The sequence below is a fragment of the Paraburkholderia sp. Ac-20340 genome (assembly GCF_017104965.1).
Lineage (GTDB): Bacteria > Pseudomonadota > Gammaproteobacteria > Burkholderiales > Burkholderiaceae > Paraburkholderia.
In genome coordinates this window covers 70510-90496 of sequence record NZ_JAAGPR010000014.1, presented here as the reverse complement: position 1 = coordinate 90496, position 19987 = coordinate 70510, and the positions used below count along the sequence as shown (strand labels likewise).

Genomic DNA, 19987 nt, shown 5'->3' with positions numbered 1-19987 from the left:
CTGCGCGACACCTTTACCGAGTCTCTGCCGCTCCCTTGCTGGATAGGGCGGCATCATCTCGAAAATATCTTATGAGGGAACGCAAAACGACGGCGCGAAGTTGTACGGCGCGTTGTCCGTGCGCGCAAAAAGAAAAAGCCCCACTCGCAGTGAGCGGGGCTTTTATGTGGCGGAGCCTGGCGCGGGAGGTGAGTCTTAAGACCCGCGCCGTTGTCGATCAGGCATATTCGGCCAGTGCCGTGCGCATCTTCTTCATCGCGCTTGCCTCGATCTGGCGGATACGCTCGGCCGACACGCCGAATTCGTCGGCCAGTTCGTGCAGCGTCGAGCCGCCCGAACCGTCGTCTTCGACGTTCAGCCAGCGCGCTTCGATAATGCGGCGGCTGCGCGCATCGAGCGCTTCCAGTGCGCTGGCGATGCCGTCCGATTGCAGACGGTCGCGCGAACGGGCGGCGAGCACGGCGCTCGGCTCGTTGTGCGAATCGGCCAGCCAGGCGATCGGTGCGAAGGATTCTTCGCCGTCGTCGTTCTGGCCTTCCAGCGCGATGTCGGCACCCGACAGACGCGTTTCCATCTCGACGACTTCTTCGCGCTTGACGTTCAGTTCCTGCGCGAGGCCTTCGATCTCTTCCGGCGTGAACGACTGCAGGCCCTGCTTGTGGCTACGCAGGTTGAAGAACAGCTTGCGCTGCGCCTTGGTCGTGGCGACCTTCACCATGCGCCAGTTGCGCAGGATGTATTCATGGATTTCGGCCTTGATCCAGTGCATGGCGTACGACACCAGTCGAACGTTCTGCTCCGGGTCGAAGCGCTTCACGGCCTTCATCAGGCCGATGTTGCCTTCCTGGATCAGGTCGGCGTGCGGCAGGCCGTAGCCGAGATAATTGCGCGCAATCGAGACGACGAGACGCAGGTGCGAAAGCACCAGGCGGCGCGCGCCGTCAAGATTGTTTTGCTCGCGGAACTCGGTCGCGAACTGGCGCTCCTCTTGCGGCGTCAACATCGGGATCCGGTTCACGGCCTGAATGTAGGCGTCGATGTTGCCCAGCTGGCCGGGCAGCATGGAAGCGTTCGCGAGCGCCAGTACACCCGAACCCCCGGCCTTGGCCGACGACGGGCTAAGCATATTCGGAAGGGTCATGGTCATTGCGTTGCTCACGTAGCGAACTCCTCAGGAATCTTGCAAAAGTCAGACAGCGACTCCACGGTGGATGTTAGCACTCTGAATCAGTGAGTGCTAATTACTTGGAGTCTGTAGGGGCTTCATGGTTCCACTGATGCTATCGAAAACTTGTATCAATAGATTTCAGCGAAACGCTGGCAGGCAAGCTGCACGGGGCCTGCGGCCCGGACGGGTCCGCGCACATCGGCGGGCCGAAGAAAGACTCTAGAACTGGACCGCTTCCACACCGGAAACGGAGGAGAAAAAGGGCTGGAATAGCGCTGCTTCGGAATAATGTTTGCCACGATTCTTATCGTAGCGAGCAGTTCTTAATCTGGTCTTAAACGGCGTTTAAGCGGGTCAGAAGAAGGGCAGGCATTGTGATTCCTGAGCACGATCAATAGACATCGGAATTATCTGAAAGTGCTCGGCTGCGGCATTGGATCGCGCATTCACGTAGCGCGTGTGCGCTTGCCCACTTATATAAGGGCGCAGCCTTTGATCGCAAGTATCCATGTGCGAAATCCTGGTATAAATTTCAGCCAGGCGCGTGGGGTAAATCTTAGGTGTGAGTAGGCGGAGTCAGGCTGGCTCGCACGCAAGGGGCTCGAGCAATGGCGGCGAAAGTAATCGATGCGATTCGCGGACTGGAGCGCGAGCGGTTCCGCGCGATGGTGGATGGCGACGGCTCGTCGCTGGACCAGCTTCTTTCCGATAGCGCGACCTTCGTGCACACGAACGGCAAGCGCGAAACCAAGCAGCAGTTTATCGACGCGATTACGGCGGGGCGTCGCCGCTATCGACAGATCGAGATCCAGTCGCAGGACGTGCTGCCGGTGGGCACCGAGACCTGTCTGATCTCGGGCCGCGCGCTCATCGAGATGGAAGCCAACAATGGCGCGCTGCTTTATCCGATTGCCTATACCGCGATCCAGACCCAGGAGGATGGCCACTGGCGTCTGCTCGCGTGGCAGGCGACGCGTTGTGCTCTCGAGTGATGACCGGTAAGTCCACTCGCCGATTCCGCACGTTAAGCGGATCGGGCGCACGCCAGCGGCCCGTTATGCCGCTGGCGCTCAACGGCGCCGCCTTCCTGACTGCTGTTACTGCTTCTAAAACTGGCTAAATCCGTTTATCAGGATCAGGCTCAGGCCGCGACGCGTCGGTCGATGTCCTGCCACGCCGCGCGATTGACCGCGCTGACGATGGCGGCGGCGACGGCATGCGCCGCATCGTCCGCGACGCCTACGCCGTGACGCAGCGCCTGGCCGCCCACACGGGCGCCCACGAACACCGCGGTGCCGCCTTGCGCCGTGCGCGCGGTTTCATACGACGTGATCTCGATGCTTTCGCCGGCCGCTGCGGCAATCGCGGTCGCCACGGCCTGTGCGTGCGTTTCGTCGATCTGCGCGGCGGTGGGCGTCGCCACATCGCGACCTTCGAAGCGCACACGTCCCGCACCCGCATGAACCGCCGGGCCTTCGGTTTCGAAGTACTCGTTCGCGAACAGTGCGCAGATCGCCTCGCCGGTGATTTCTTCGCCGGAGGTATCGGTGACCTTCTGCACGGCGTGGCTGAACTCGATCTGCACGCGGCGCGGCGGCGTGAAGCCCATGCCGCGTTCGAGCAGATACGTCGCGCCGCCCTTGCCCGACTGGCTGTTCACGCGAATCACCGCATCGTAGCTGCGGCCGAGATCGGCCGGATCGATCGGCAGATAGGGCACTTCCCACACGGCATCCGGCTGCTGCACGGCAAAACCCTTGCGGATCGCGTCCTGATGCGAGCCCGAAAACGCCGTGAACACGAGGTCGCCCGCATACGGATGACGCGGATGCACGGGAAGCTGATTGCAGCGCTCGACCATGCGGCGCACCGAATCGATATCCGAAAAATCGAGGCCCGGGTCGATGCCCTGCGTGTAGAGATTCATCGCGAGCGTGACGATGTCGACATTGCCGGTGCGCTCGCCGTTGCCGAACAGGCAGCCTTCGATGCGATCCGCGCCCGCGAGCAAGGCCATTTCGGCTGCGGCCACGGCGGTGCCGCGATCGTTATGCGGATGCACGGAGAGCACGATGCTGTCGCGATAAGCAAGATTGCGGTCCATCCATTCGATCTGGTCGGCGTAGACGTTGGGCATGGCCGCTTCGACGGTCGCCGGGAGATTGACGATCATCTTGTGATCGCGCGTCGGGCGCCACTGCTGCGCGACCGCATCGCAGACTTCGCGGGCGAAAGTCAGCTCGGTCATGCTGAACGTTTCGGGCGAATACTGGTAAATCCAGTGCGTTTGCGGGTTTTTATCGGCGAATTCGCGGATGATGCGCGTACCTTCGACGGCGAGCGCCTTCACCTGATCCTGCGACTGGCCGAACACGATCTTGCGGAACGACGGGCAGATCGCGTTGTAGAGGTGAACGATGGCGCGCGGCACGCCCTGGAGCGCTTCGAAGGTGCGTGCGATCAGGTCTTCACGCGACTGCACGAGCACTTCGATGGTGACGTCGTCGGGAATGCGCTTTTCGTCGATCAGCTTGCGCACGAAATCGAAGTCGGTTTGCGAAGCGGACGGAAAGCCGACTTCGATTTCCTTGAAGCCGATCGCGACGAGCATGTCGAAGAATTCGGTCTTCTGCTCGATGCTCATCGGTTCGATCAGCGACTGGTTGCCGTCGCGCAGATCGGTGCTCATCCAGATCGGCGCGCGTTCGACTGTGCGCGTCGGCCATTTGCGGCCGTTCAGGCGGATGGCGGGGAAAGGGCGGTATTTCTCGGCGGGATTACGCAACATGACGAGCCTCGTTCTTCATGGTGTCGTTTGCGATGGCGGTCGGCAGCGGGCGGCTGGCGGGCTGGCGACGGAGCACGATGCGCGAAACTTCACGCGTTCGGGCGGCAACCTCGAACGCGAAGAAGACGGCCACGGTGACGGCGGTAGCCGGCGCGGCGAAAGCGGACGTGAACGATGCCCATGCAACGTGCATTTTGACCTCGCGACTCGTCCGAACGGTAAGCGGACGAATGCAGACGACAGGTTGTAGAGATACAGCGGATTTGGGGTACTGCGAGAACTGCTTTGGGAGGACCGCGGTGACCGGAGAGGTGGTCGTTGCGGCGCTACACCAGCTTTAGGCTAGGCGTAGCGATAGGGCCGATAGTAGGCCGTGGGCAATGCGGAGGGTGTTCGGGAAGGAACGCATTCGTCCAATGTAAATCAGGGCGGATGCGCGTGTCAACAGGGAATTGACAGATCGGCGGCGGGAAGATGCCGGAAGTTGGCCGACGAAGCGCGCCGATGTAGCTTTCGCAATCGCACGGGACGCCCGCCCCGCGCGGCTTTCGGCGATTCGATGAGGCGCGGGCTTTAGCGCCGGGCGATGCGCTTGATCGTCTCGATCTGACGGACGATGGCGTCGGGCACCGGCGCATCGCCGCGCAACACCTCGGCGATCCACGCGGCGGTCGTGGCGGCGTCGCGGGCTTCGGGCAGATCGACTTCGGGCGCGTCCGGCGACGAACGCTCCGGCTCGATCAGCGTTTCGCAGATGCCGTCGTGCAGCCAGTCCACCTGCACCTGGCGACGCGTATCGGCGACGGCTTCGCCTTCGGTGCCGCGCGCGAGCAGTGCGCCGCCCACGGCGGCATCCGGGTGCGCCGAGAACAGGGCGCTCAGGCTTTCGCGATACGGCGGGTGCGTGTAGTTGACGAGGCGCAGACCCGGCAGCGCGAACGGCTGCAGCAGTTTCACCAGCGTGTGTGTGGAGTTGCGCACACCCATGCGCCGACGCAGCGAAAGCAGCCGCGCGAGTTGCGGCGCGAGCGTTTCGATCGGCGCGAACGCGACTTTTTGCGCGGCCAGTTGCGCTTCGATCTGCGCATGATCGCGGGCGGCGGGCTGGTTCAGCGCCGCGAAAATCTCGGCGCTGGTGACGCGGCCCGGATCGGTGACCACGCCATGCACGAGCGTCGGCACGCCATCGCGGGCGAGCAGCAGCGCGAGCAGCGGCACGAGATTGGGCTGCTTGCGCGCGCCGTTGTAGCTCGGAATCGACACCGCGCGATAGTCACCATCGGCCACCACGAGCGGCGCGAACGAGGCGTGCGCGGCGGCCAGCATCGCGGCCAGTTCCTCGGCGGTTTCGCCCTTCAGGCGATAGGCGAGCAGGACCGCGCCCAGTTCGAGATCGGACACACGGCCGTCGAGCATCGCCGCGTAGAGCGCGTGCGTGTCGTCGGGCGACAAGGAGCGCGCACCGTGCGGCCCGCGGCCGATCTCCTTGATGAAGCGGGCGCAGGAGAAGGGGGCGTTGGTATCGGCGGATTCGGGGGCGTTCATGGCAGCGTGGGGCGGAGCCGGCGGCGCGCGCTGCTCCGGTTCAAGTTGGAGATGTCGGGGATGCAGGAAGTATCGCACGACCCGCGCGGCCCAGCCCGACGCAGTGAGGGCCGCAATGACCGCAGCAGCGAGCGTCGCGCGGCCAGGATTGCCGCGGCGTGCTGACGCCTCTTGTTCAGCGCGCGTTACACTCGTGCGTTGCGCCAGGCCGCGCGCGAATCCCTCGGCGCCGACCCGGCATCATTAAGAAGACGGAGATTTCGATGACTTACGTATTCGATCCGGCGCCGCTCGCCGCCGTGCCGGTCGCTGGCAGCGACGCGCGCTTTCCGGTGCGCCGCATCTACTGTGTTGGCCGCAATTACGAGGCGCATGCGCGCGAGATGGGCCACGATCCGAACCGCGAACCGCCGTTCTTCTTCGCCAAGCCCGCCGACGCCGTGCTCTACGTCGCGCCCGGCACGACCGCCGACTTTCCGTACCCGGACCAGTCGCAGAACGTGCACTTCGAAATGGAACTGGTCGCTGCGATCGGCAAGGGCGGGAAAAACATTCCCGTCGAAAGCGCACTCGATCACGTGTTTGGTTACGCACTCGGCCTCGACATGACGCGCCGCGATCTGCAGGCGGAAGCGAAAAAGCTCGGTCGTCCGTGGGATACCGCGAAAGGTTTCGACCATTCGGCGCCCATCGGCCCGATTCATCCGGTTGCGCAGGTCGGCCAGATTGGCGCGGGCGCGATCTGGTTGAAAGTGAACGGCGAAGAAAAGCAGCGCTCGGACATTTCGCAGCTGATCTGGCCGGTTGCCGACACGATCGCGTTCCTTTCCACGCTGTTCGAGCTGAAGGCCGGCGACCTGATTTACACGGGCACGCCTGAAGGCGTGGGCGCCGTGAAGCCCGGCGACGTCATGACGGGCGGCGTGGACGGCATCGGCGAATTTGCCGTGCGTGTGGTCTGAAAACGCGCGCCTGACAACACTCAGCCAGAGAGCGTGAGAGGAGAGCATGAAGCTTTACAGCTATTTCCGCAGTTCTGCGTCGTATCGCGTGCGAATTGCGCTGAACCTGAAGAATCTGCCCTACGAGACCGTGCCCGTGCATCTGCTGCGCGACGGCGGCGAGCAGCTAAAGCCCGAGTACCGCACGCTCAATCCCGATGGGATCGTGCCCACCTTCGTCGACGACGATAATCACGCGATCCAGCAGTCGCTCGCGATCATCGAATATCTCGAAGAGACGCATCCCGAGCCGGCGCTGCTGCCGAAGTCGCCCGCCGACCGCGCGCACGTGCGCTCGCTGGCGCTGCAGATTGCCTGCGAGATCCACCCGGTCAACAACCTGCGCGTGCTGAAGTACCTCAAGCACACGCTGGGCGTCGACGATGCGGCCAAAGACGCGTGGTATCGCCACTGGATCGAAAGCGGCTTCGAAACGCTGGAAGCGCGGCTGGCCAGCGACACGCGCACGGGCAAGTTCTGCTTCGGCGATACGCCGACGCTCGCCGATCTGTGCCTCGTGCCGCAGGTGTTCAACGCAAATCGCTTCAAGATCGACACCACGCGTTACCCGACGATCCAGCGCATCTGCGATCACGCGTCGCAACTCGATGTCTTCGCGCGCGCGGCGCCAGGCGCGCAGCCTGACGCGGAATAAGCTCGCGTTCGCGTGAGTTGGATGGAAAAAGGGCGCCGTTCGTGAGAGCGGCGCCCTTTGTTTTGAGCGGGACGGCGACAGCGTTGGCGCTGATCAGTTGCCGAGCAGCGCGTCCGCGAATTCTTCGGCGACGAACGGTTGCAGATCTTCGACCTTCTCGCCCACGCCGATGAAATACACCGGCACCGGACGCTGGCGCGCAATCGCCGCCAGAATGCCGCCCTTGGCCGTGCCGTCGAGCTTGGTGACGATCAGGCCGGTGAGGCCGAGCGCATCGTCGAAAGCCTTCACCTGGGTCAGCGCGTTCTGGCCCGTGTTGGCGTCGATCACCAGCAGGACTTCGTGCGGCGCGCCATCGAAAGCCTTGCCGATCACGCGCTTGACCTTCTTCAACTCGTCCATCAGGTGCAACTGGGTCGGCAGACGGCCGGCCGTATCGGCCATCACGACGTTGATGCCGCGCGCGCGCGCCGCGTTCACGGCGTCGAAAATCACCGCGGCCGGGTCGCCGCTTTCCTGCTGCACGACGGTCACGTTGTTGCGCTCGCCCCAGATCGTCAACTGCTCGCGCGCGGCGGCGCGGAACGTGTCGCCGGCGGCCAGCAGCACGCTCTGGTCGAAGCTCTGCAGATGCTTGGCGAGCTTGCCAATGCTGGTGGTCTTGCCCGCACCGTTCACGCCCGCGATCATCATCACGAGCGGCTGCGCGCGGCCGAGCATCAGCGAGCGCTCGAGCGGCTTGAGCAGATCGATCAGCAACTGGCGCAGCGCGGTTTTCACCTGTTGCGCTTCGGTCAGGCGATCGGCGCGCACTTTCTGGCGCAGCGTGTCGAGCAGATATTCGGTGGCGTCCACGCCCGCGTCGGACATCAGCAGCGCGGTTTCGAGCTCTTCGTAGAGATCGTCGTCGATCTTCGCGTTGACGAAGATGCTCTGGATATTCGAGCCGGTCTTCGACAGCCCCGACTTCAGACGCGTGAGCCAGGATTTCTTGGCGCTCGCGTCCTGCACGGGCGGCGGCACGATTTCGACGGTTTCGAATTCGTCGACATCGCTTTCGTTGGCATCGCTTACGTTGACGCTGGCGGCTTGCGGCGCAGGCGCCGCCGCGCTCGTGATGGGCGCGGGCGCTTCAGGGGCCGTTTCGGCGGCTGCAGGCGCTTCGTCGTGTGCGGCTTCGGCTTCGCTCGCGGCGGACTCGGCTGCCTCGTTTTCGGCGCCCTTCGAGCCCCGGAGTCGTTTGAAGAAACTGAACATGATCTGGTGTGGTGGGGTCGCGTTGCGGGTCTGACCGAGGGACGGTCATCGACGTCGAAAATACGGGCAACGCGTGGAAAACACAGCATTTTATCAGGCGTCCCCGCGCGCGTCGCCGCGGCGCGCCTGGCGCGCATGCGACCGTTGCGGGCGCCGTATGCTGGCGATCAGGCCTCGGGGTTGCGGATCGGGTTGCGGTTAGCAGGCGGCCCTGTGGTAACGTTCGCGCAATGGCCGGTGCGGCGCGGGCGACATGCGCTTTGCACGCCCAGGCACAAGCCGCACCGATCCCTCCGCTCTAACAGATTGACTTCAACACGTATGGGCCGTTCAACATTGTCACGTCCGGAAGACTTCAAAGCCGCTGAAAAGCAGGCCGCGAAGCCTGCCGCCAAACCCGCCTCAAAGGCGCCAGTCAACGCTCCGCACGCGATCCGCATTATCGGCGGCGAGTGGAAACGCACGCCGCTGCCGGTGCTCAATCTCGACGGCCTGCGCCCCACGCCCGACCGTGTGCGCGAAACGCTGTTCAACTGGCTCGGCCAGAATCTGGACGGCCAGCGCTGCCTCGATCTGTTCGCGGGCAGCGGCGCGCTCGGCTTCGAGGCGGCGTCGCGCGGTGCCGCGCGCGTCGTGATGGTCGAGCGCAGCGCCCGCGCGGCGGCACAGCTGCGCGCGAACCAGGCGCGCCTGGGCGCACGCATGATCGAGATCGCCGAAGCCGACGCGCTGCGGCTCGCCGCCAACCTCGCGCCGGGCTCGTTCGACGTGGTGTTTCTCGACCCGCCGTTCGGCGACACCGCGCTGTTCCAGCGCGCGCTCGAACTGGCCGCGCCGCTCGTGGCGTCCGACGGCTGGCTCTACGTCGAGTGCGGCGACGCGCTCGATCCCGCCACGCAGCCCGCGCTGGCGGGTTGGAGCGTGGTGCGCGAGGGCAAGGCCGGTGCGGTTCGCTATCATTTGCTGCAGCGCGAAAATGAGGAATAATGCGCGTTCGATAACGAAGCGGGCGGGCGCCCAGGGGCGTCACGCAAGCACTCGCGCATGCCGTGCAAACCGTCAGCGGCGTTGCAATGCGCCCCATTTCTGTTGAGAGGAGAAGCCTCATGGTAGTCGCCGTGTACCCCGGTACGTTCGATCCGCTCACGCGCGGTCACGAAGATCTCGTGCGGCGCGCATCGAGCATTTTCGACACGCTGGTGGTCGGCGTGGCCGACAGCCGCAACAAGAAGCCGTTCTTCTCGCTCGATGAAAGGCTCGAAATTGCCCACGAGGTGCTCGGTCATTATCCGAATGTGCAGGTGATGAGTTTCAAGGGGCTGCTGAAGGATTTTGTGCGCAGCAACAACGCGCGCGTGATCGTGCGCGGCCTGCGTGCGGTGTCGGATTTCGAGTACGAATTTCAGATGGCGGGCATGAACCGCTATCTGCTGCCGGACGTCGAGACCATGTTCATGACGCCGTCGGATCAATATCAGTTCATTTCGGGCACGATCGTGCGCGAAATCGCCCAGTTGGGCGGCGATGTCAGCAAGTTCGTGTTTCCGTCGGTGGAAAAGCGTCTGCAGGACAAGGTCGCGGCGCTCGGCGCAGCGCCTAAAGTCTGACCTCGCAGGCATTTCGCGAGGCCGGCAAGCGCAGGGCCGCAGCGTTATAATCTGTTGTTTTTTAAGGGAAACGCGAGAGAAGTATGGCCCTGATGATTACCGACGAGTGCATCAATTGCGACGTCTGCGAGCCCGAGTGCCCGAACGACGCGATTTCGATGGGCCCGGAAATCTACGTGATCGACCCGAACAAATGCACGGAGTGCGTCGGCCATTTCGACGAGCCGCAATGCATCCAGGTGTGTCCGGTTGAGTGCATCCCGAAGAATCCCGAGCACATCGAATCGCAGGAGCAGTTGATGCAGAAGTACGAGACGCTGACGGCGACGAAAAACGCCTGAAGCTGCACGAACTGCTGCTGCAAAGAGAAAACGCGCCCAAGGGCGCGTTTTTTTATGGCTGGACGCGGGAAAGCGCCTCGGTTTTTACACGAGGATGGCCTTGAGCGCTTCGACCAGCGTGTCGCATTCGGCATCGGTGCCGACCGTGATGCGCAGATGCTGGTTGATACGCGGCGCGTTGAAGTGGCGCACGAAGATCTCCTGCTCGCGCAGCTTCGCCGAAATGGCCGCGGCGTCGTGCTTCGGATGCTTCGCGAACACGAAGTTCGCCGCCGAAGGCACGATCTCGAAGCCCAGCGTTTCGAGCGCAGCCGTCAAACGCTTACGGCTCGCGATCACGCGTTCGCAGGTCGACTTGAAGTACGCATCGTCTTCGTACGCGGCCGTCGCCGCCGCCTGCGCGAGGCGATCGAGCGGATACGAATTGAAGCTGTCCTTCACGCGGTTGAGCGCGTCGATCAGATCGGCGTGGCCGAACGCGAAGCCCACGCGCATGCCCGCGAGCGAGCGCGACTTCGAGGTCGTGTGCACGACCAGCAGATTCGGATAGCGATCGATCAGCGCAATCGCCGATTCCGCGCCGAAATCCACATAGGCTTCATCGACGATCACGGGCACGTCCGGGTTGCCCGCGACCAGACGCTCGACTTCGGCGAGCGACAGCGCGTGGCCCGTCGGCGCATTCGGATTCGGGAAAATCACCCCGCCGTTCGGCTTGAGGTAATCGTCCACGCGAATCTCGAATTTGTCGTCGAGCGGCACGGTTTCGAACTCGACTTCGTACAGGCGCGCGTAGGTCGGATAGAAACTGTAGCTGATGTCCGGGAAGAGGATCGGCTTGTCGTGCTTGAGCAGCGCCTGGAAGGCGTGGGCGAGCACTTCGTCGGAGCCGTTGCCCACGAACACCTGATCGGCGCGCAGGCCGTGATGCGCGGCCACGGCGGCGCGCAGGCGCTTCGCGACCGGATCGGAATAGCGGCGCAGCGATTCGCCATGCTCGCCCAGTTCGGCGCGAATCGCTTCGGGCACGCGCGGCGAGGGCGGGTACGGGTTCTCGTTGGTGTTCAGCTTCACCGGATGCGCGAGCGCCGGCTGTTCGCCGGGCACGTAAGGCACGAGACGGTGGACGATGTCACTCCAGAAACGACTCAAGACGCTCTCCTTGCTTCGAATTGACCAGCGGCGCGCGGCCGCCTGGTCGGCTGTGCCGCGCGCGAAAATCAGCCGTTGCGATGCAGCAGCATCACAGCGCGTTCGGTTTCGCCCTTGACGAAGGTGGGCATGATGGCGAGCGAGCGCTCGATCGACGCATCGATCACGTCCTGCTCCTCGCGGCGCGGCGGCTTCAGCACGAAATTCGCCACATCGGGCTTCGCGCCGGCGCGTGCGCCTTCGGGAATCAGGTCGCGCGGATGGCCGATGCCGATGCGCAGACGCCAGTAATTCTGCGTCGACAGATGCGCGGAAATGTCCTTCAGGCCGTTGTGGCCGCCGCTGCCGCCGCCGAGCTTGAGCTTGACGGTGCCGGGCGACAGATCGAGTTCGTCATGCGCGACGAGGATTTCATCGGGCAGGATCTTGAAGAAGTTCGCCACCGCGACGACCGACTGGCCCGAGCGGTTCATATAGGTCTGCGGCTCGAGCAGATGCACTTCCTCGCCGTAGAGGCGCGCTTTTGCGTAATGGCCGTGGAAGCGGCGCTCGTCGCGCAGCGTCGTGCCGGCTTCGCGCGCGAGCTGGTCCACGAGCCAGAAGCCCGCGTTGTGGCGCGTCGCCGTGTATTCGGCGCCCGGATTGCCGAGCCCGACGATCAACCTGATCATGTTGGGTGTTCCGCCTGCGTAAATCGCTTAATGGATTCGCAAGTGTACGGAAGAGTCGAAAAGAGTGCGAAAAAAAACCCGCCGGGGCGAACCGCGGCGGGTCACTTCGACCGTTTTATGCAAACGGATCGAGAGGATCGGCTGTTGCCGGCTGATTACTCAGCAGCAGCTTCGCCTTCAGCAGCAGCTTGCGCGCCAGCCGGAACCGGTGCCGAAGCGACGACCGGGTTTTCGACTTCAACGTGCTGAACCAGCGTCACGCCTGCGGGCAGGGTGATGTCCTTGGCGTGCAGCGACTGGCCGGCTTCAATCTTGGCCAGGTCGACTTCGAGGAACTCCGGCAGTTGGGCCGGGAGGCACTGAACTTCGATTTCAGCCAGAACGTGCGAGATGATCGCGCCACCCGTCTTCACAGCCGGGTTGGTTTCCTGGTTCAGGAAGTGCAGCGGCACCTTCGTGTGGATCTTCTTGCTCGGGTCAACGCGCTGGAAGTCCACGTGCAGCACGAGCTGACGGAACGGGTGGTATTGCACGTCGCGCAGCAGAACTTGTTGCGACTTGCCTGCCACTTCGAGCTCGAGGATCGACGAGTGGAAAGCTTCTTTCTTCAGGGCGTGCCACAGCGCGTTGTGATCGACTTCGATCAGTTCCGGCTCAGCGCCGACACCGTAAACGATGCCAGGGGTCTTGCCAGCGATGCGCAGGCGGCGGCTCGCACCCGTACCTTGCAGGTTACGCTCGAAAGCGATGACTTTCATGGTGTTCTCTTTTCAATGCACTGCCCGCGACCAGGCAGTAAATAAAACGGGGTCCTTTCGGCGATTTGCCAGAAGGCCCCCGACGATGCAGCGCAAACCTTCGTCCGCTTGCGCTGATTACACGAAGGCGCGGCATCCTTGCGAATGCCGCGCCTTCGCGCCAATCTTTTTAGCTTTCCGCAAACAGCGACATCACCGAGTCGCCGCGACGGATACGCGAGAACGTTTCTGCCAGCAGACCGGCGCTCGTGAGCGCGCGGATCTTCGGGCACGCACGGGCTTCTGCGCCCAGCGGAATCGTGTCGGTCACGACCAGTTCGTCCAGAGCCGAAGCAGCGATACGCTCGCCTGCACCACCCGAGAGAACCGGGTGCGTAGCGTAAGCAAATACCTGCTTGGCGCCGCGTTCCTTCAGCACTTGCGCTGCCTTGCAGAGCGTGCCGGCGGTGTCGACCATGTCGTCCATGATCACGCAGGTGCGGCCTTCGACTTCACCGATGATGTTCATCACTTCGGCGACGTTCGCCTTCGGACGACGCTTGTCGATGATCGCGAGATCGCAACCCAGCTGCTTGGCGAGCGCACGGGCGCGCACCACGCCGCCGACGTCCGGCGAAACGACCAGCAGGTTCTCGTAGTTCTGCTTGCGCAGATCGCCGAGCAGCACGGGCGTAGCGTAGATGTTGTCGACGGGAATATCGAAGAAGCCCTGGATCTGGTCAGCGTGCAGATCCATCGTGATGATCCGCTCGACGCCCGCGATTTCCAGCATGTTCGCCACGACCTTCGCCGAGATGGCGACGCGCGCCGAACGGGGGCGGCGGTCTTGACGGGCATAGCCGAAGTAGGGGATGGCTGCGGTGATCCGGCCAGCAGATGCGCGCTTGAGCGCATCGACCATGATCATCAGTTCCATCAGGTTATCGTTGGTCGGTGCGCAGGTCGACTGAAGGACGAAGACGTCCTTACCGCGCACGTTTTCCTGGATTTCGACCTGGATTTCACCGTCGGAGAAGCGGCTAACCATAGCCTTACCGAGGGGAATACCGAGGGTCTTGACGACTTCCTGTGCAAGCGCGGGATTTGCGTTGCCAGTAAAAACCATCAGGCCGTCATGGCTGCTCATCATGCACCTGCTGCGGACTTGGGGGGGCGAGAGGAACTACTTGGGCGAACTACTTTAGAATTTTTGGCAGGGGAGGAAGGACTCGAACCCTCGCATGCCGGAATCAAAATCCGGTGCCTTAACCAACTTGGCGACTCCCCTACACTCAACTTCGAGCCTGACTGACCGGTAGGACGATCAGTCACGCAAAACTATGACGCGAAAGTGAAGAGTGGATGCTTGTCCAGACTCGAGGTGACTGCGCTTCTCCAGTTCGGCTGTTCCGCAAGCAGTCTGGCCTGAGCCGATTCTGCTTCGTTCCGACTGGCGAATGCTGCGAAGACGCTTGCACCCGATCCGGTCATCCGCGCTGGCGCGACACTGTTTGATACATCATCAAACCATCGCAGCACTTGCGCTACTTCCGCGTATTTTCCTGCGACAACCGCTTGCATATCGTTATGACCGAAACTATCTGGCCATCCCTGCTGCGTTGCTTGCTGTGCAAGAAAGAATGCTATTGTGCAGTGCTGTGTGTCCCTTGTCAACTGCTTTTCCGAGAAAATTTCGGCGGTGGGGACATGCGCCTGCGGCGTAACCACCAGAAAGTGGCGTGCCGGCAATTCTACCGCCTGTAGCGCTTCGCCCACGCCTTCGGCGAACGCGTTCTTGCCGAACACGAAAAAGGGCACATCCGCACCCAGCTTCAGGGCGAGCGCCTGCAGGGTTTCGCGCGGCAGATTCAGTTTCCACAGACGGTTGAGCGCGAGCAGCGTGGTCGCCGCGTCCGAGCTGCCGCCACCGAGACCCGCGCCCATCGGCAGGCGTTTCTCGATGTCGATTTCGACGCCTTCCTGGGTGCCCGTGTGCTGCTTGAGTAAGGTCGCGGCGCGCACCGTGAGATCGGTTTCGGCGGGCACGCCGTCGACTTCCGTCGTGCGCGTGATGCGGCCGTCCTGACGACGCGTGAAATGCAGCGTATCGCCCCAGTCGAGCAACTGGAATACGGTCTGGAGATTGTGATAGCCATCCGGGCGGCGGCCCGTGATGTGCAGGAAGAGATTGAGTTTCGCGGGCGCGAGGCAGCCGCGCAGCGAGTCTTGAGTTTCGGTCATGATGCCTGGTGCCCGGCTTCGCGCGCTTCGACGCCTGCGCCGGGCCGGCGAGAGAGGCGTGCGGCGCGTGCCGGGCGCATTCCTGGATTTACCTGGGTTATCTGGATTACGCCTGGGTGTGCGTGTGCGTTACTGATCGATCACGAGCTTGATCTGCAGCGGCGGATCTTCGCGCGTGAGGTTCACGCGTTTGACGCCGGTGGCCGGCGCGTCCGCGTAAGCGAGATAGTCGATGGTCCAGCCATCCTGCTCGATCTTCGAGAGGCGCTGCGGATTCTGCGGATCGGGCGTCGTATGAGCGCGCGAATCCGGTGCCGCCGACGGCTGCAGCCAGTAGCGCAATCCTTCCACCGGCAGCGCGAAGCCCAGCGCCTGCTGCATCAGCGTGCTGGTGTTATCGGCGGTCAGCGGCTGCTTGTTCGGCAGTTCCAGCGTGGCCTGGCCCGGCGCCGACGTCACGATCGCCAGCGTTTGCCCAAGCGGATTGAGCAGTTGCAGCGTGACGGTCGAGTCGGTTTCGCGCCAGTCGAAATTGCCGTAGGCGTTACGTTGCTGGCCGTTCTGATCGTTGTACTGGATCGCGAAGCGGCCGTGCCAGGCGCGCGACGTCTGCGTCGTGAGCGAGGTGGTCGCGCGCGCGGTGGACGGCTGGTGCGGCGTTTGCGTCGCGCAGCCCGCGAGGGCGAGCAGCGCGGCGGCGGCGGCAACACCCCGCGCCAGCGCCGGGCGCCGGATCAGGCGCCCGGACAGACCAGAGTGCGAGCCTTGATGCAGTTGAAGTTCAGCCATCGGATATCGATCAAAGATCGTTGACCTGGAAGCGCTTGAGCGTCTTCAGGAGCGTGTCGTTGTCGGGCTCGAGCTTGTGCGCTTCGCGCCATGCCTGACGCGCGGCGTCCTGGTCGCCGTTCTTCCAGAGCACTTCGCCCAGATGCGCGCCGATTTCCGCGTTCGGCTGCAGGCTGTAAGCCTTGCGCAGCACCTTGATGGCGTCTGCGGTATCGCCCATGCGGTACTTGACCCAGCCCACGCTGTCCATGATGAACGCGTCGTCCGGGGCAAGCGCCGAAGCCTTCGTGACCAGTTTGTCCGCTTCCGGCAGGCGCTGGTTGCGGTCGGCCAGCGAATAACCGAGCGCGTTGTACGCCTGCGGGTTATCCGGCTGCGTCTTGATCAGCTTGCGCAACTGCGCTTCCATGACTTCGTAATGGCCGTTCTTTTCGGCGGACATCGCGTAGTCGTAGGTCAGGTCGGGATCATCCGGGAAATCGGCGGTGGCCTTGGCCAGACGGGCTTCGGCTTCCGGGTAGCGCTTCGCGTCGAACAGGATGGCGGCGTCCGTGCGGGCGATCAGCGCCTGGTCGCGCGGATCGTCGCTCTGGATGCTGGCCAGTTGACGGCGTGCATCGTCGATCTTGCCCTGACGGTCGAGCATCTGTGCGCGCGTGATTTGCGCGGGCACGTACTGCTGGCTGCTCGGGCCGATCTTGTTGAGCCACGCCTGCGCGCCCGCGTCGTCCTTCTGCTCGACGGAAAGCTGCGCCAGATAGATGTAAGCCTGGCCAGGATCGGCGCCCGGCGTCTTTTCCGCCTGCTGCGCGTACTGAACCAGATACTTCTTCGCGTCGTCGAACTTCTTTTGCTGCACGCTGATGAGCGAAAGCGCCATCAGCGGCATCAGATCCTTCGCGTCGTTCTTGTGCAGAATCTCGAACTGCTTCTGCGCGTCGTCGAGGCGATCCGAGGCCAGATAGGTCTGCGCGAGCGCAAGGCGCCCGTCACGCGACTTCGGATTGGCCTGCACGTATTTTTCGATCGACGCGATGCCTTCCTTGCGCTCTTCCGGGCCCATCTGCGCGAGCATCAGCGCGGCCGGCAGATAGTCGGGCTTGATCGTGAGCGCCTGTTCGAACGACTTGCGCGCGCCGGGCACATCGTCGGCGAGCAGTTGCTGACGGCCGATCGCGAGCTGCGCTTCCGGGCGGTTCATGTCGTTCGCGAGCAGCGACTTGAGCACGTCCAGGCCACCCGAGCGGTTCGGGCCGCGCGACAGCAGCAGTTGCAGCGAAAGGATGGCCGGGCCGCGGCTGTCGGCCGGCACGCGGGCCAGTTCGCGCGCGAGCAGCGGCTGCGCGTCGGCGGGCTTGCCGCCGAGTACGAGCAGCGAGGCGTCGAGCTGGGCCGCGCGCTCCGAATCGGGCGCGTACTGTTGCCAGAGCTGCACGGCGGTGAGCGCGTCGGTCGGGCTTTGCGCGGCGAGCGCAATTTCCGTCGCACGCTGCGCCATGCGCGGATCATGCGTGTCGCGCGCGAGCGCCAGATAGGTCTGGAAGGCCGGCGCCGGTTGATCGCGTTGCAACGCGACTTCGGCGGCGAGCACCTGGAAGACGATCTGGCTGGAGAGCGGGACGCCCGGCAGATCCTTCTGCTCGTCCGCCGTGGCGGGGCCGAAGGCATCCGGCATCGTGACGGAGGTGTCGTCCGCGTCGGGGGACGGATCTTGCGCGTAGGCGCTCGAAGTGGTCAACGCCCACGCTGCGAGCACGGCTGCGCCGATCAGGCGACGGGGTCCGAACGCACGTAGCGCCGAGGTGTTGCGCGGGCGCGGCGCTGCTCCAGGCAGGCGCTTCGCAAACAGCTTTACGAAAGACAGTTCCATGGAATTCCGTCGAATGTTTCGGTCGATTGTAACGCGCTGGCTACAATACGCGCACGACGATGACGCAAGTTGCAGACCAGCCCGGCGCCATCCGCGCATTATTGAAGCTTTAGTGCCAGCTCAATCTCACCAGCCTTTCTCCAGCAGCCAGACATGCCAGAACTGCCAGAAGTCGAAGTCACCCGCAGGGGCATCGAGCCGTGGGTCGCGGGTCGCCGCGTCGAGCGCGTGGACGTGCGCAACGCGTCGCTACGCTGGCCCGTGCCCGCCACGCTCGCCCGCACGCTACGCGGCCGCACGATTCGTTCCGTGGGGCGGCGCGGCAAATATCTGCTGTTCGAAGTCGACGAAGGCTGGTTCATCGTCCATCTTGGCATGACTGGCACGCTGCGGGTGTTACGTAATCTTCCAAAGCCGCCGGCGGCCGAAAAGCACGATCACGTCGACTGGCTATTCGACGATTTCACGCTGCGCTACCGCGACCCGCGCCGCTTCGGCGCCGTGCTCTGGCATCCGCGCGAAGCGGGCGACGTGCTCGGTCATCCGCTACTCGCGGGTCTGGGCATCGAGCCGTTCACGCCCGCTTTCGACGGCGCGCTGCTGTTTCGCGAGACGCGCGGGCGCAAGGTTGCCGTCAAGCAGGCGCTGCTTGCGGGCGATATCGTGGTGGGCGTGGGCAATATCTACGCGTCGGAGAGTCTGTTTCGCGCCGGCATTCGCCCGACCACGCCGGCGGGCCGCGTCTCGCTCGCGCGCTATGAACTGCTCGCGGACGCCGTGCGCGCCGTGCTCGCATCGGCGATCGAGAAGGGCGGCAGCACGCTGCGCGACTTCGTCGGCAGCAACGGCGAGAGCGGCTATTTCCAGCTCGAATATTTCGTTTATGACCGCGCGGGCCAGCCTTGCCGCGTTTGCGGCACGCCGATCAAGCAGATCGTGCAGGGCCAGCGCTCCACTTATTTCTGTCCGCGCTGCCAGCGCTGACGGGCACGCATCAACATGTATCTCTCGACCGCATCCACCGACACGCTCACGAGCGCCGCGCGCCAGGCCGCGCTGAAGTCCACCTACCCCGTCGCGCTGCTGGCCAGCTTCGCGCCGCGCCTGATCGCCTGGCAGCGCGAGCACGGCCGTCACGACCTGCCGTGGCAGAACACGCGCGACGCGTATCGCATCTGGTTATCGGAAATCATGCTGCAGCAGACGCAGGTTTCCACGGTGATTCCGTATTACGCCCGTTTTCTCGATCGTTTTCCGACCGTCGAAGCGCTCGCCAATGCGCCCGTCGACGATGTGATGGCCTTGTGGGCCGGGCTCGGCTACTACACGCGTGCGCGCAATCTGTATCGCTGCGCGCAGGTGGTGGCGGAGCAGCACGGCGGCCAGTTCCCGCGCACCGTCGAAGGACTCGCGGAACTCCCGGGCATCGGGCGCTCGACTGCCGCGGCGATTGCCTCGTTCGCGTTCGGCGCGCGCGAGACGATTCTCGACGGCAACGTGAAGCGCGTGCTGGCGCGCGTGTTCGGCGTGGAAGGGTTTCCGGGCGAAAAGCGCGTGGAAAACGGCATGTGGACGCTGGCCGAGTCGCTCGTGCCGGACGCCGCCGCCACCGACGCCGATGTGAGTTCGTACACGCAAGGCCTGATGGATCTGGGCGCAACGCTGTGCACGCGCGGCAAGCCCGATTGCGAGCGCTGCCCGTTCGCTGACGATTGCGTCGCGAAGACGACCAACCGTCAGCGTCAGTTGCCTGCGTCGCGCCCGAAGAAGGCCGTGCCGCTGCGCCAGACGTGGATGCTCGTGTTGATGGACGGCGATTCGGTGATGCTGGAAAAGCGCCCGCCTTCGGGTATCTGGGGCGGTTTGTGGAGCCTGCCCGAAGCGGCCGATGAAGCCGCGCTGGCTGCGCGCGCCGAAGGTTTTGGCGCCGATGTCGCAACGGTTTCGCCGCTCGCGCCGCTCACGCATACGTTCACGCACTTCAAGCTCGATATCGAGCCGCGTGTGGCGGAGCTGGGCCGCAAGGGCGGCAAGCTGGTCGCGCAGGAGGCCGAGACGGTCTGGGTATCGCTGCCCGACATCGACGCCTACGGCGTGCCCGCGCCGGTGCGCAAAGTGCTCGACGGTCTGCGCGGTTCGCTGATCTGAGCGATGGGGTTCAGGGC

General features: G+C 63.9%; 20 protein-coding genes and 1 tRNA gene. 8 read left to right on the top strand and 13 right to left on the bottom strand.

Annotated features, from left to right (window positions below; all coding sequences use genetic code 11):
• Nucleotides 1-217: 217 nt before the first annotated feature.
• Complete coding sequence (gene rpoH, locus G3N59_RS18410; RefSeq protein WP_205984064.1) at nt 218-1159, bottom strand: RNA polymerase sigma factor RpoH; 942 nt, start codon at nt 1157-1159, stop codon at nt 218-220.
• Nucleotides 1160-1776: 617 nt separating this feature from the next.
• On the opposite strand from rpoH, the gene G3N59_RS18405 reads away from it, so the two are divergent.
• Nucleotides 1777-2160 carry a nuclear transport factor 2 family protein gene (locus G3N59_RS18405; protein WP_205984063.1) on the top strand — a complete coding sequence of 128 codons (384 nt, stop codon included), beginning with the start codon at nt 1777-1779 and terminating at the stop codon, nt 2158-2160.
• A 149-nt stretch (nt 2161-2309) separates the two neighbouring features.
• Here the strand turns inward: G3N59_RS18405 and leuA are convergent, their stop codons facing one another.
• The 3 genes from leuA to ybiB form a co-directional block, all read right to left on the bottom strand.
• Nucleotides 2310-3956, bottom strand: a complete 1647-nt coding sequence (gene leuA / locus G3N59_RS18400; protein WP_205984062.1) for a 2-isopropylmalate synthase — start codon at nt 3954-3956, stop codon at nt 2310-2312.
• Nucleotides 3946-4149 (bottom strand): hypothetical protein, encoded by a 204-nt coding sequence (locus G3N59_RS18395; RefSeq protein ID WP_205984061.1) that lies wholly within the window; start codon nt 4147-4149, stop codon nt 3946-3948. Before G3N59_RS18395 ends, leuA begins: the two co-directional genes overlap by 11 nt.
• A 380-nt stretch (nt 4150-4529) precedes the next feature.
• A complete protein-coding gene (gene ybiB, locus G3N59_RS18390; RefSeq protein WP_205984060.1) occupies nt 4530-5501 on the bottom strand; it encodes a DNA-binding protein YbiB in 972 nt (323 codons plus the stop codon).
• Between the two features lie 263 nt (nt 5502-5764).
• Between ybiB and G3N59_RS18385 the strand changes: the two genes are divergently transcribed.
• Nucleotides 5765-6463: a fumarylacetoacetate hydrolase family protein gene (locus G3N59_RS18385; protein ID WP_205984059.1), complete on the top strand. Its 699-nt coding sequence runs from the start codon at nt 5765-5767 to the stop codon at nt 6461-6463.
• A gap of 46 nt (nt 6464-6509) precedes the next feature.
• On the top strand, nt 6510-7157 hold the full coding sequence (gene maiA / locus G3N59_RS18380) for a maleylacetoacetate isomerase (protein WP_205984058.1): 648 nt from the start codon (nt 6510-6512) through the stop codon (nt 7155-7157).
• Nucleotides 7158-7250: 93 nt separating this feature from the next.
• Here the strand turns inward: maiA and ftsY are convergent, their stop codons facing one another.
• Nucleotides 7251-8414 (bottom strand): signal recognition particle-docking protein FtsY, encoded by a 1164-nt coding sequence (gene ftsY / locus G3N59_RS18375; RefSeq protein WP_205984057.1) that lies wholly within the window; start codon nt 8412-8414, stop codon nt 7251-7253.
• Nucleotides 8415-8846: 432 nt separating this feature from the next.
• Between ftsY and rsmD the strand changes: the two genes are divergently transcribed.
• From rsmD to G3N59_RS18360, 3 genes are all read left to right on the top strand, one after another.
• Nucleotides 8847-9401 (top strand): 16S rRNA (guanine(966)-N(2))-methyltransferase RsmD, encoded by a 555-nt coding sequence (rsmD, locus tag G3N59_RS18370; protein ID WP_321815996.1) that lies wholly within the window; start codon nt 8847-8849, stop codon nt 9399-9401.
• A gap of 119 nt (nt 9402-9520) precedes the next feature.
• Nucleotides 9521-10021 (top strand): pantetheine-phosphate adenylyltransferase, encoded by a 501-nt coding sequence (gene coaD, locus G3N59_RS18365; protein WP_205984055.1) that lies wholly within the window; start codon nt 9521-9523, stop codon nt 10019-10021.
• 83 nt (nt 10022-10104) lie between these two features.
• On the top strand, nt 10105-10362 hold the full coding sequence (locus tag G3N59_RS18360) for a YfhL family 4Fe-4S dicluster ferredoxin (RefSeq protein WP_205984054.1): 258 nt from the start codon (nt 10105-10107) through the stop codon (nt 10360-10362).
• 84 nt (nt 10363-10446) lie between these two features.
• Here G3N59_RS18360 and hisC read toward each other — a convergent pair whose 3' ends face one another.
• The 8 genes from hisC to G3N59_RS18320 form a co-directional block, all read right to left on the bottom strand.
• Nucleotides 10447-11514, bottom strand: a complete 1068-nt coding sequence (hisC, locus tag G3N59_RS18355; RefSeq protein ID WP_205984053.1) for a histidinol-phosphate transaminase — start codon at nt 11512-11514, stop codon at nt 10447-10449.
• Nucleotides 11515-11582: 68 nt separating this feature from the next.
• Nucleotides 11583-12185, bottom strand: a complete 603-nt coding sequence (gene pth / locus G3N59_RS18350) for an aminoacyl-tRNA hydrolase (RefSeq protein WP_167067373.1) — start codon at nt 12183-12185, stop codon at nt 11583-11585.
• Between the two features lie 155 nt (nt 12186-12340).
• A complete protein-coding gene (locus G3N59_RS18345; protein ID WP_205984052.1) occupies nt 12341-12943 on the bottom strand; it encodes a 50S ribosomal protein L25/general stress protein Ctc in 603 nt (200 codons plus the stop codon).
• 169 nt (nt 12944-13112) lie between these two features.
• The gene (locus tag G3N59_RS18340) at nt 13113-14069 is read right to left on the bottom strand and encodes a ribose-phosphate pyrophosphokinase (RefSeq protein WP_205984152.1); all 957 of its coding nucleotides are present in this window, start codon (nt 14067-14069) and stop codon (nt 13113-13115) included.
• 64 nt (nt 14070-14133) lie between these two features.
• Nucleotides 14134-14210, bottom strand: a tRNA-Gln gene (locus G3N59_RS18335).
• 50 nt (nt 14211-14260) lie between these two features.
• Nucleotides 14261-15163 (bottom strand): 4-(cytidine 5'-diphospho)-2-C-methyl-D-erythritol kinase, encoded by a 903-nt coding sequence (ispE, locus tag G3N59_RS18330; protein WP_205984051.1) that lies wholly within the window; start codon nt 15161-15163, stop codon nt 14261-14263.
• Between the two features lie 129 nt (nt 15164-15292).
• Complete coding sequence (gene lolB, locus G3N59_RS18325) at nt 15293-15952, bottom strand: lipoprotein insertase outer membrane protein LolB (protein ID WP_205984050.1); 660 nt, start codon at nt 15950-15952, stop codon at nt 15293-15295.
• A gap of 10 nt (nt 15953-15962) precedes the next feature.
• On the bottom strand, nt 15963-17822 hold the full coding sequence (locus tag G3N59_RS18320) for a tetratricopeptide repeat protein (RefSeq protein WP_205984049.1): 1860 nt from the start codon (nt 17820-17822) through the stop codon (nt 15963-15965).
• A gap of 153 nt (nt 17823-17975) precedes the next feature.
• Here G3N59_RS18320 and mutM point away from each other — a divergent pair, with 153 nt between their 5' ends.
• Both mutM and mutY read left to right on the top strand, forming a co-directional pair.
• Nucleotides 17976-18806 carry a bifunctional DNA-formamidopyrimidine glycosylase/DNA-(apurinic or apyrimidinic site) lyase gene (gene mutM, locus G3N59_RS18315; RefSeq protein WP_205984048.1) on the top strand — a complete coding sequence of 277 codons (831 nt, stop codon included), beginning with the start codon at nt 17976-17978 and terminating at the stop codon, nt 18804-18806.
• A gap of 15 nt (nt 18807-18821) precedes the next feature.
• Nucleotides 18822-19970, top strand: a complete 1149-nt coding sequence (gene mutY / locus G3N59_RS18310) for an A/G-specific adenine glycosylase (RefSeq protein WP_205984047.1) — start codon at nt 18822-18824, stop codon at nt 19968-19970.
• The last annotated feature ends 17 nt before the right edge of the window (nt 19971-19987 follow it).

What these genes read in the sequence shown, in the direction of transcription:
- G3N59_RS18360 (WP_205984054.1), top strand. Translation starts at nt 10,105, where the DNA reads ATGGCCCTGATGATTACCGACGAGTGCATCAATTGCGACGTCTGCGAG.
- lolB (WP_205984050.1), bottom strand. Translation starts at nt 15,952, where the DNA reads ATGGCTGAACTTCAACTGCATCAAGGCTCGCACTCTGGTCTGTCCGGG.
- mutY (WP_205984047.1), top strand. Translation starts at nt 18,822, where the DNA reads ATGTATCTCTCGACCGCATCCACCGACACGCTCACGAGCGCCGCGCGC.
- coaD (WP_205984055.1), top strand. Translation starts at nt 9,521, where the DNA reads ATGGTAGTCGCCGTGTACCCCGGTACGTTCGATCCGCTCACGCGCGGT.
- G3N59_RS18405 (WP_205984063.1), top strand. Translation starts at nt 1,777, where the DNA reads ATGGCGGCGAAAGTAATCGATGCGATTCGCGGACTGGAGCGCGAGCGG.
- G3N59_RS18345 (WP_205984052.1), bottom strand. Translation starts at nt 12,943, where the DNA reads ATGAAAGTCATCGCTTTCGAGCGTAACCTGCAAGGTACGGGTGCGAGC.
- ybiB (WP_205984060.1), bottom strand. Translation starts at nt 5,501, where the DNA reads ATGAACGCCCCCGAATCCGCCGATACCAACGCCCCCTTCTCCTGCGCC.
- leuA (WP_205984062.1), bottom strand. Translation starts at nt 3,956, where the DNA reads ATGTTGCGTAATCCCGCCGAGAAATACCGCCCTTTCCCCGCCATCCGC.
- G3N59_RS18385 (WP_205984059.1), top strand. Translation starts at nt 5,765, where the DNA reads ATGACTTACGTATTCGATCCGGCGCCGCTCGCCGCCGTGCCGGTCGCT.
- ispE (WP_205984051.1), bottom strand. Translation starts at nt 15,163, where the DNA reads ATGACCGAAACTCAAGACTCGCTGCGCGGCTGCCTCGCGCCCGCGAAA.
- ftsY (WP_205984057.1), bottom strand. Translation starts at nt 8,414, where the DNA reads ATGTTCAGTTTCTTCAAACGACTCCGGGGCTCGAAGGGCGCCGAAAAC.
- pth (WP_167067373.1), bottom strand. Translation starts at nt 12,185, where the DNA reads ATGATCAGGTTGATCGTCGGGCTCGGCAATCCGGGCGCCGAATACACG.
- G3N59_RS18395 (WP_205984061.1), bottom strand. Translation starts at nt 4,149, where the DNA reads ATGCACGTTGCATGGGCATCGTTCACGTCCGCTTTCGCCGCGCCGGCT.
- G3N59_RS18320 (WP_205984049.1), bottom strand. Translation starts at nt 17,822, where the DNA reads ATGGAACTGTCTTTCGTAAAGCTGTTTGCGAAGCGCCTGCCTGGAGCA.
- mutM (WP_205984048.1), top strand. Translation starts at nt 17,976, where the DNA reads ATGCCAGAACTGCCAGAAGTCGAAGTCACCCGCAGGGGCATCGAGCCG.
- maiA (WP_205984058.1), top strand. Translation starts at nt 6,510, where the DNA reads ATGAAGCTTTACAGCTATTTCCGCAGTTCTGCGTCGTATCGCGTGCGA.
- G3N59_RS18340 (WP_205984152.1), bottom strand. Translation starts at nt 14,069, where the DNA reads ATGAGCAGCCATGACGGCCTGATGGTTTTTACTGGCAACGCAAATCCC.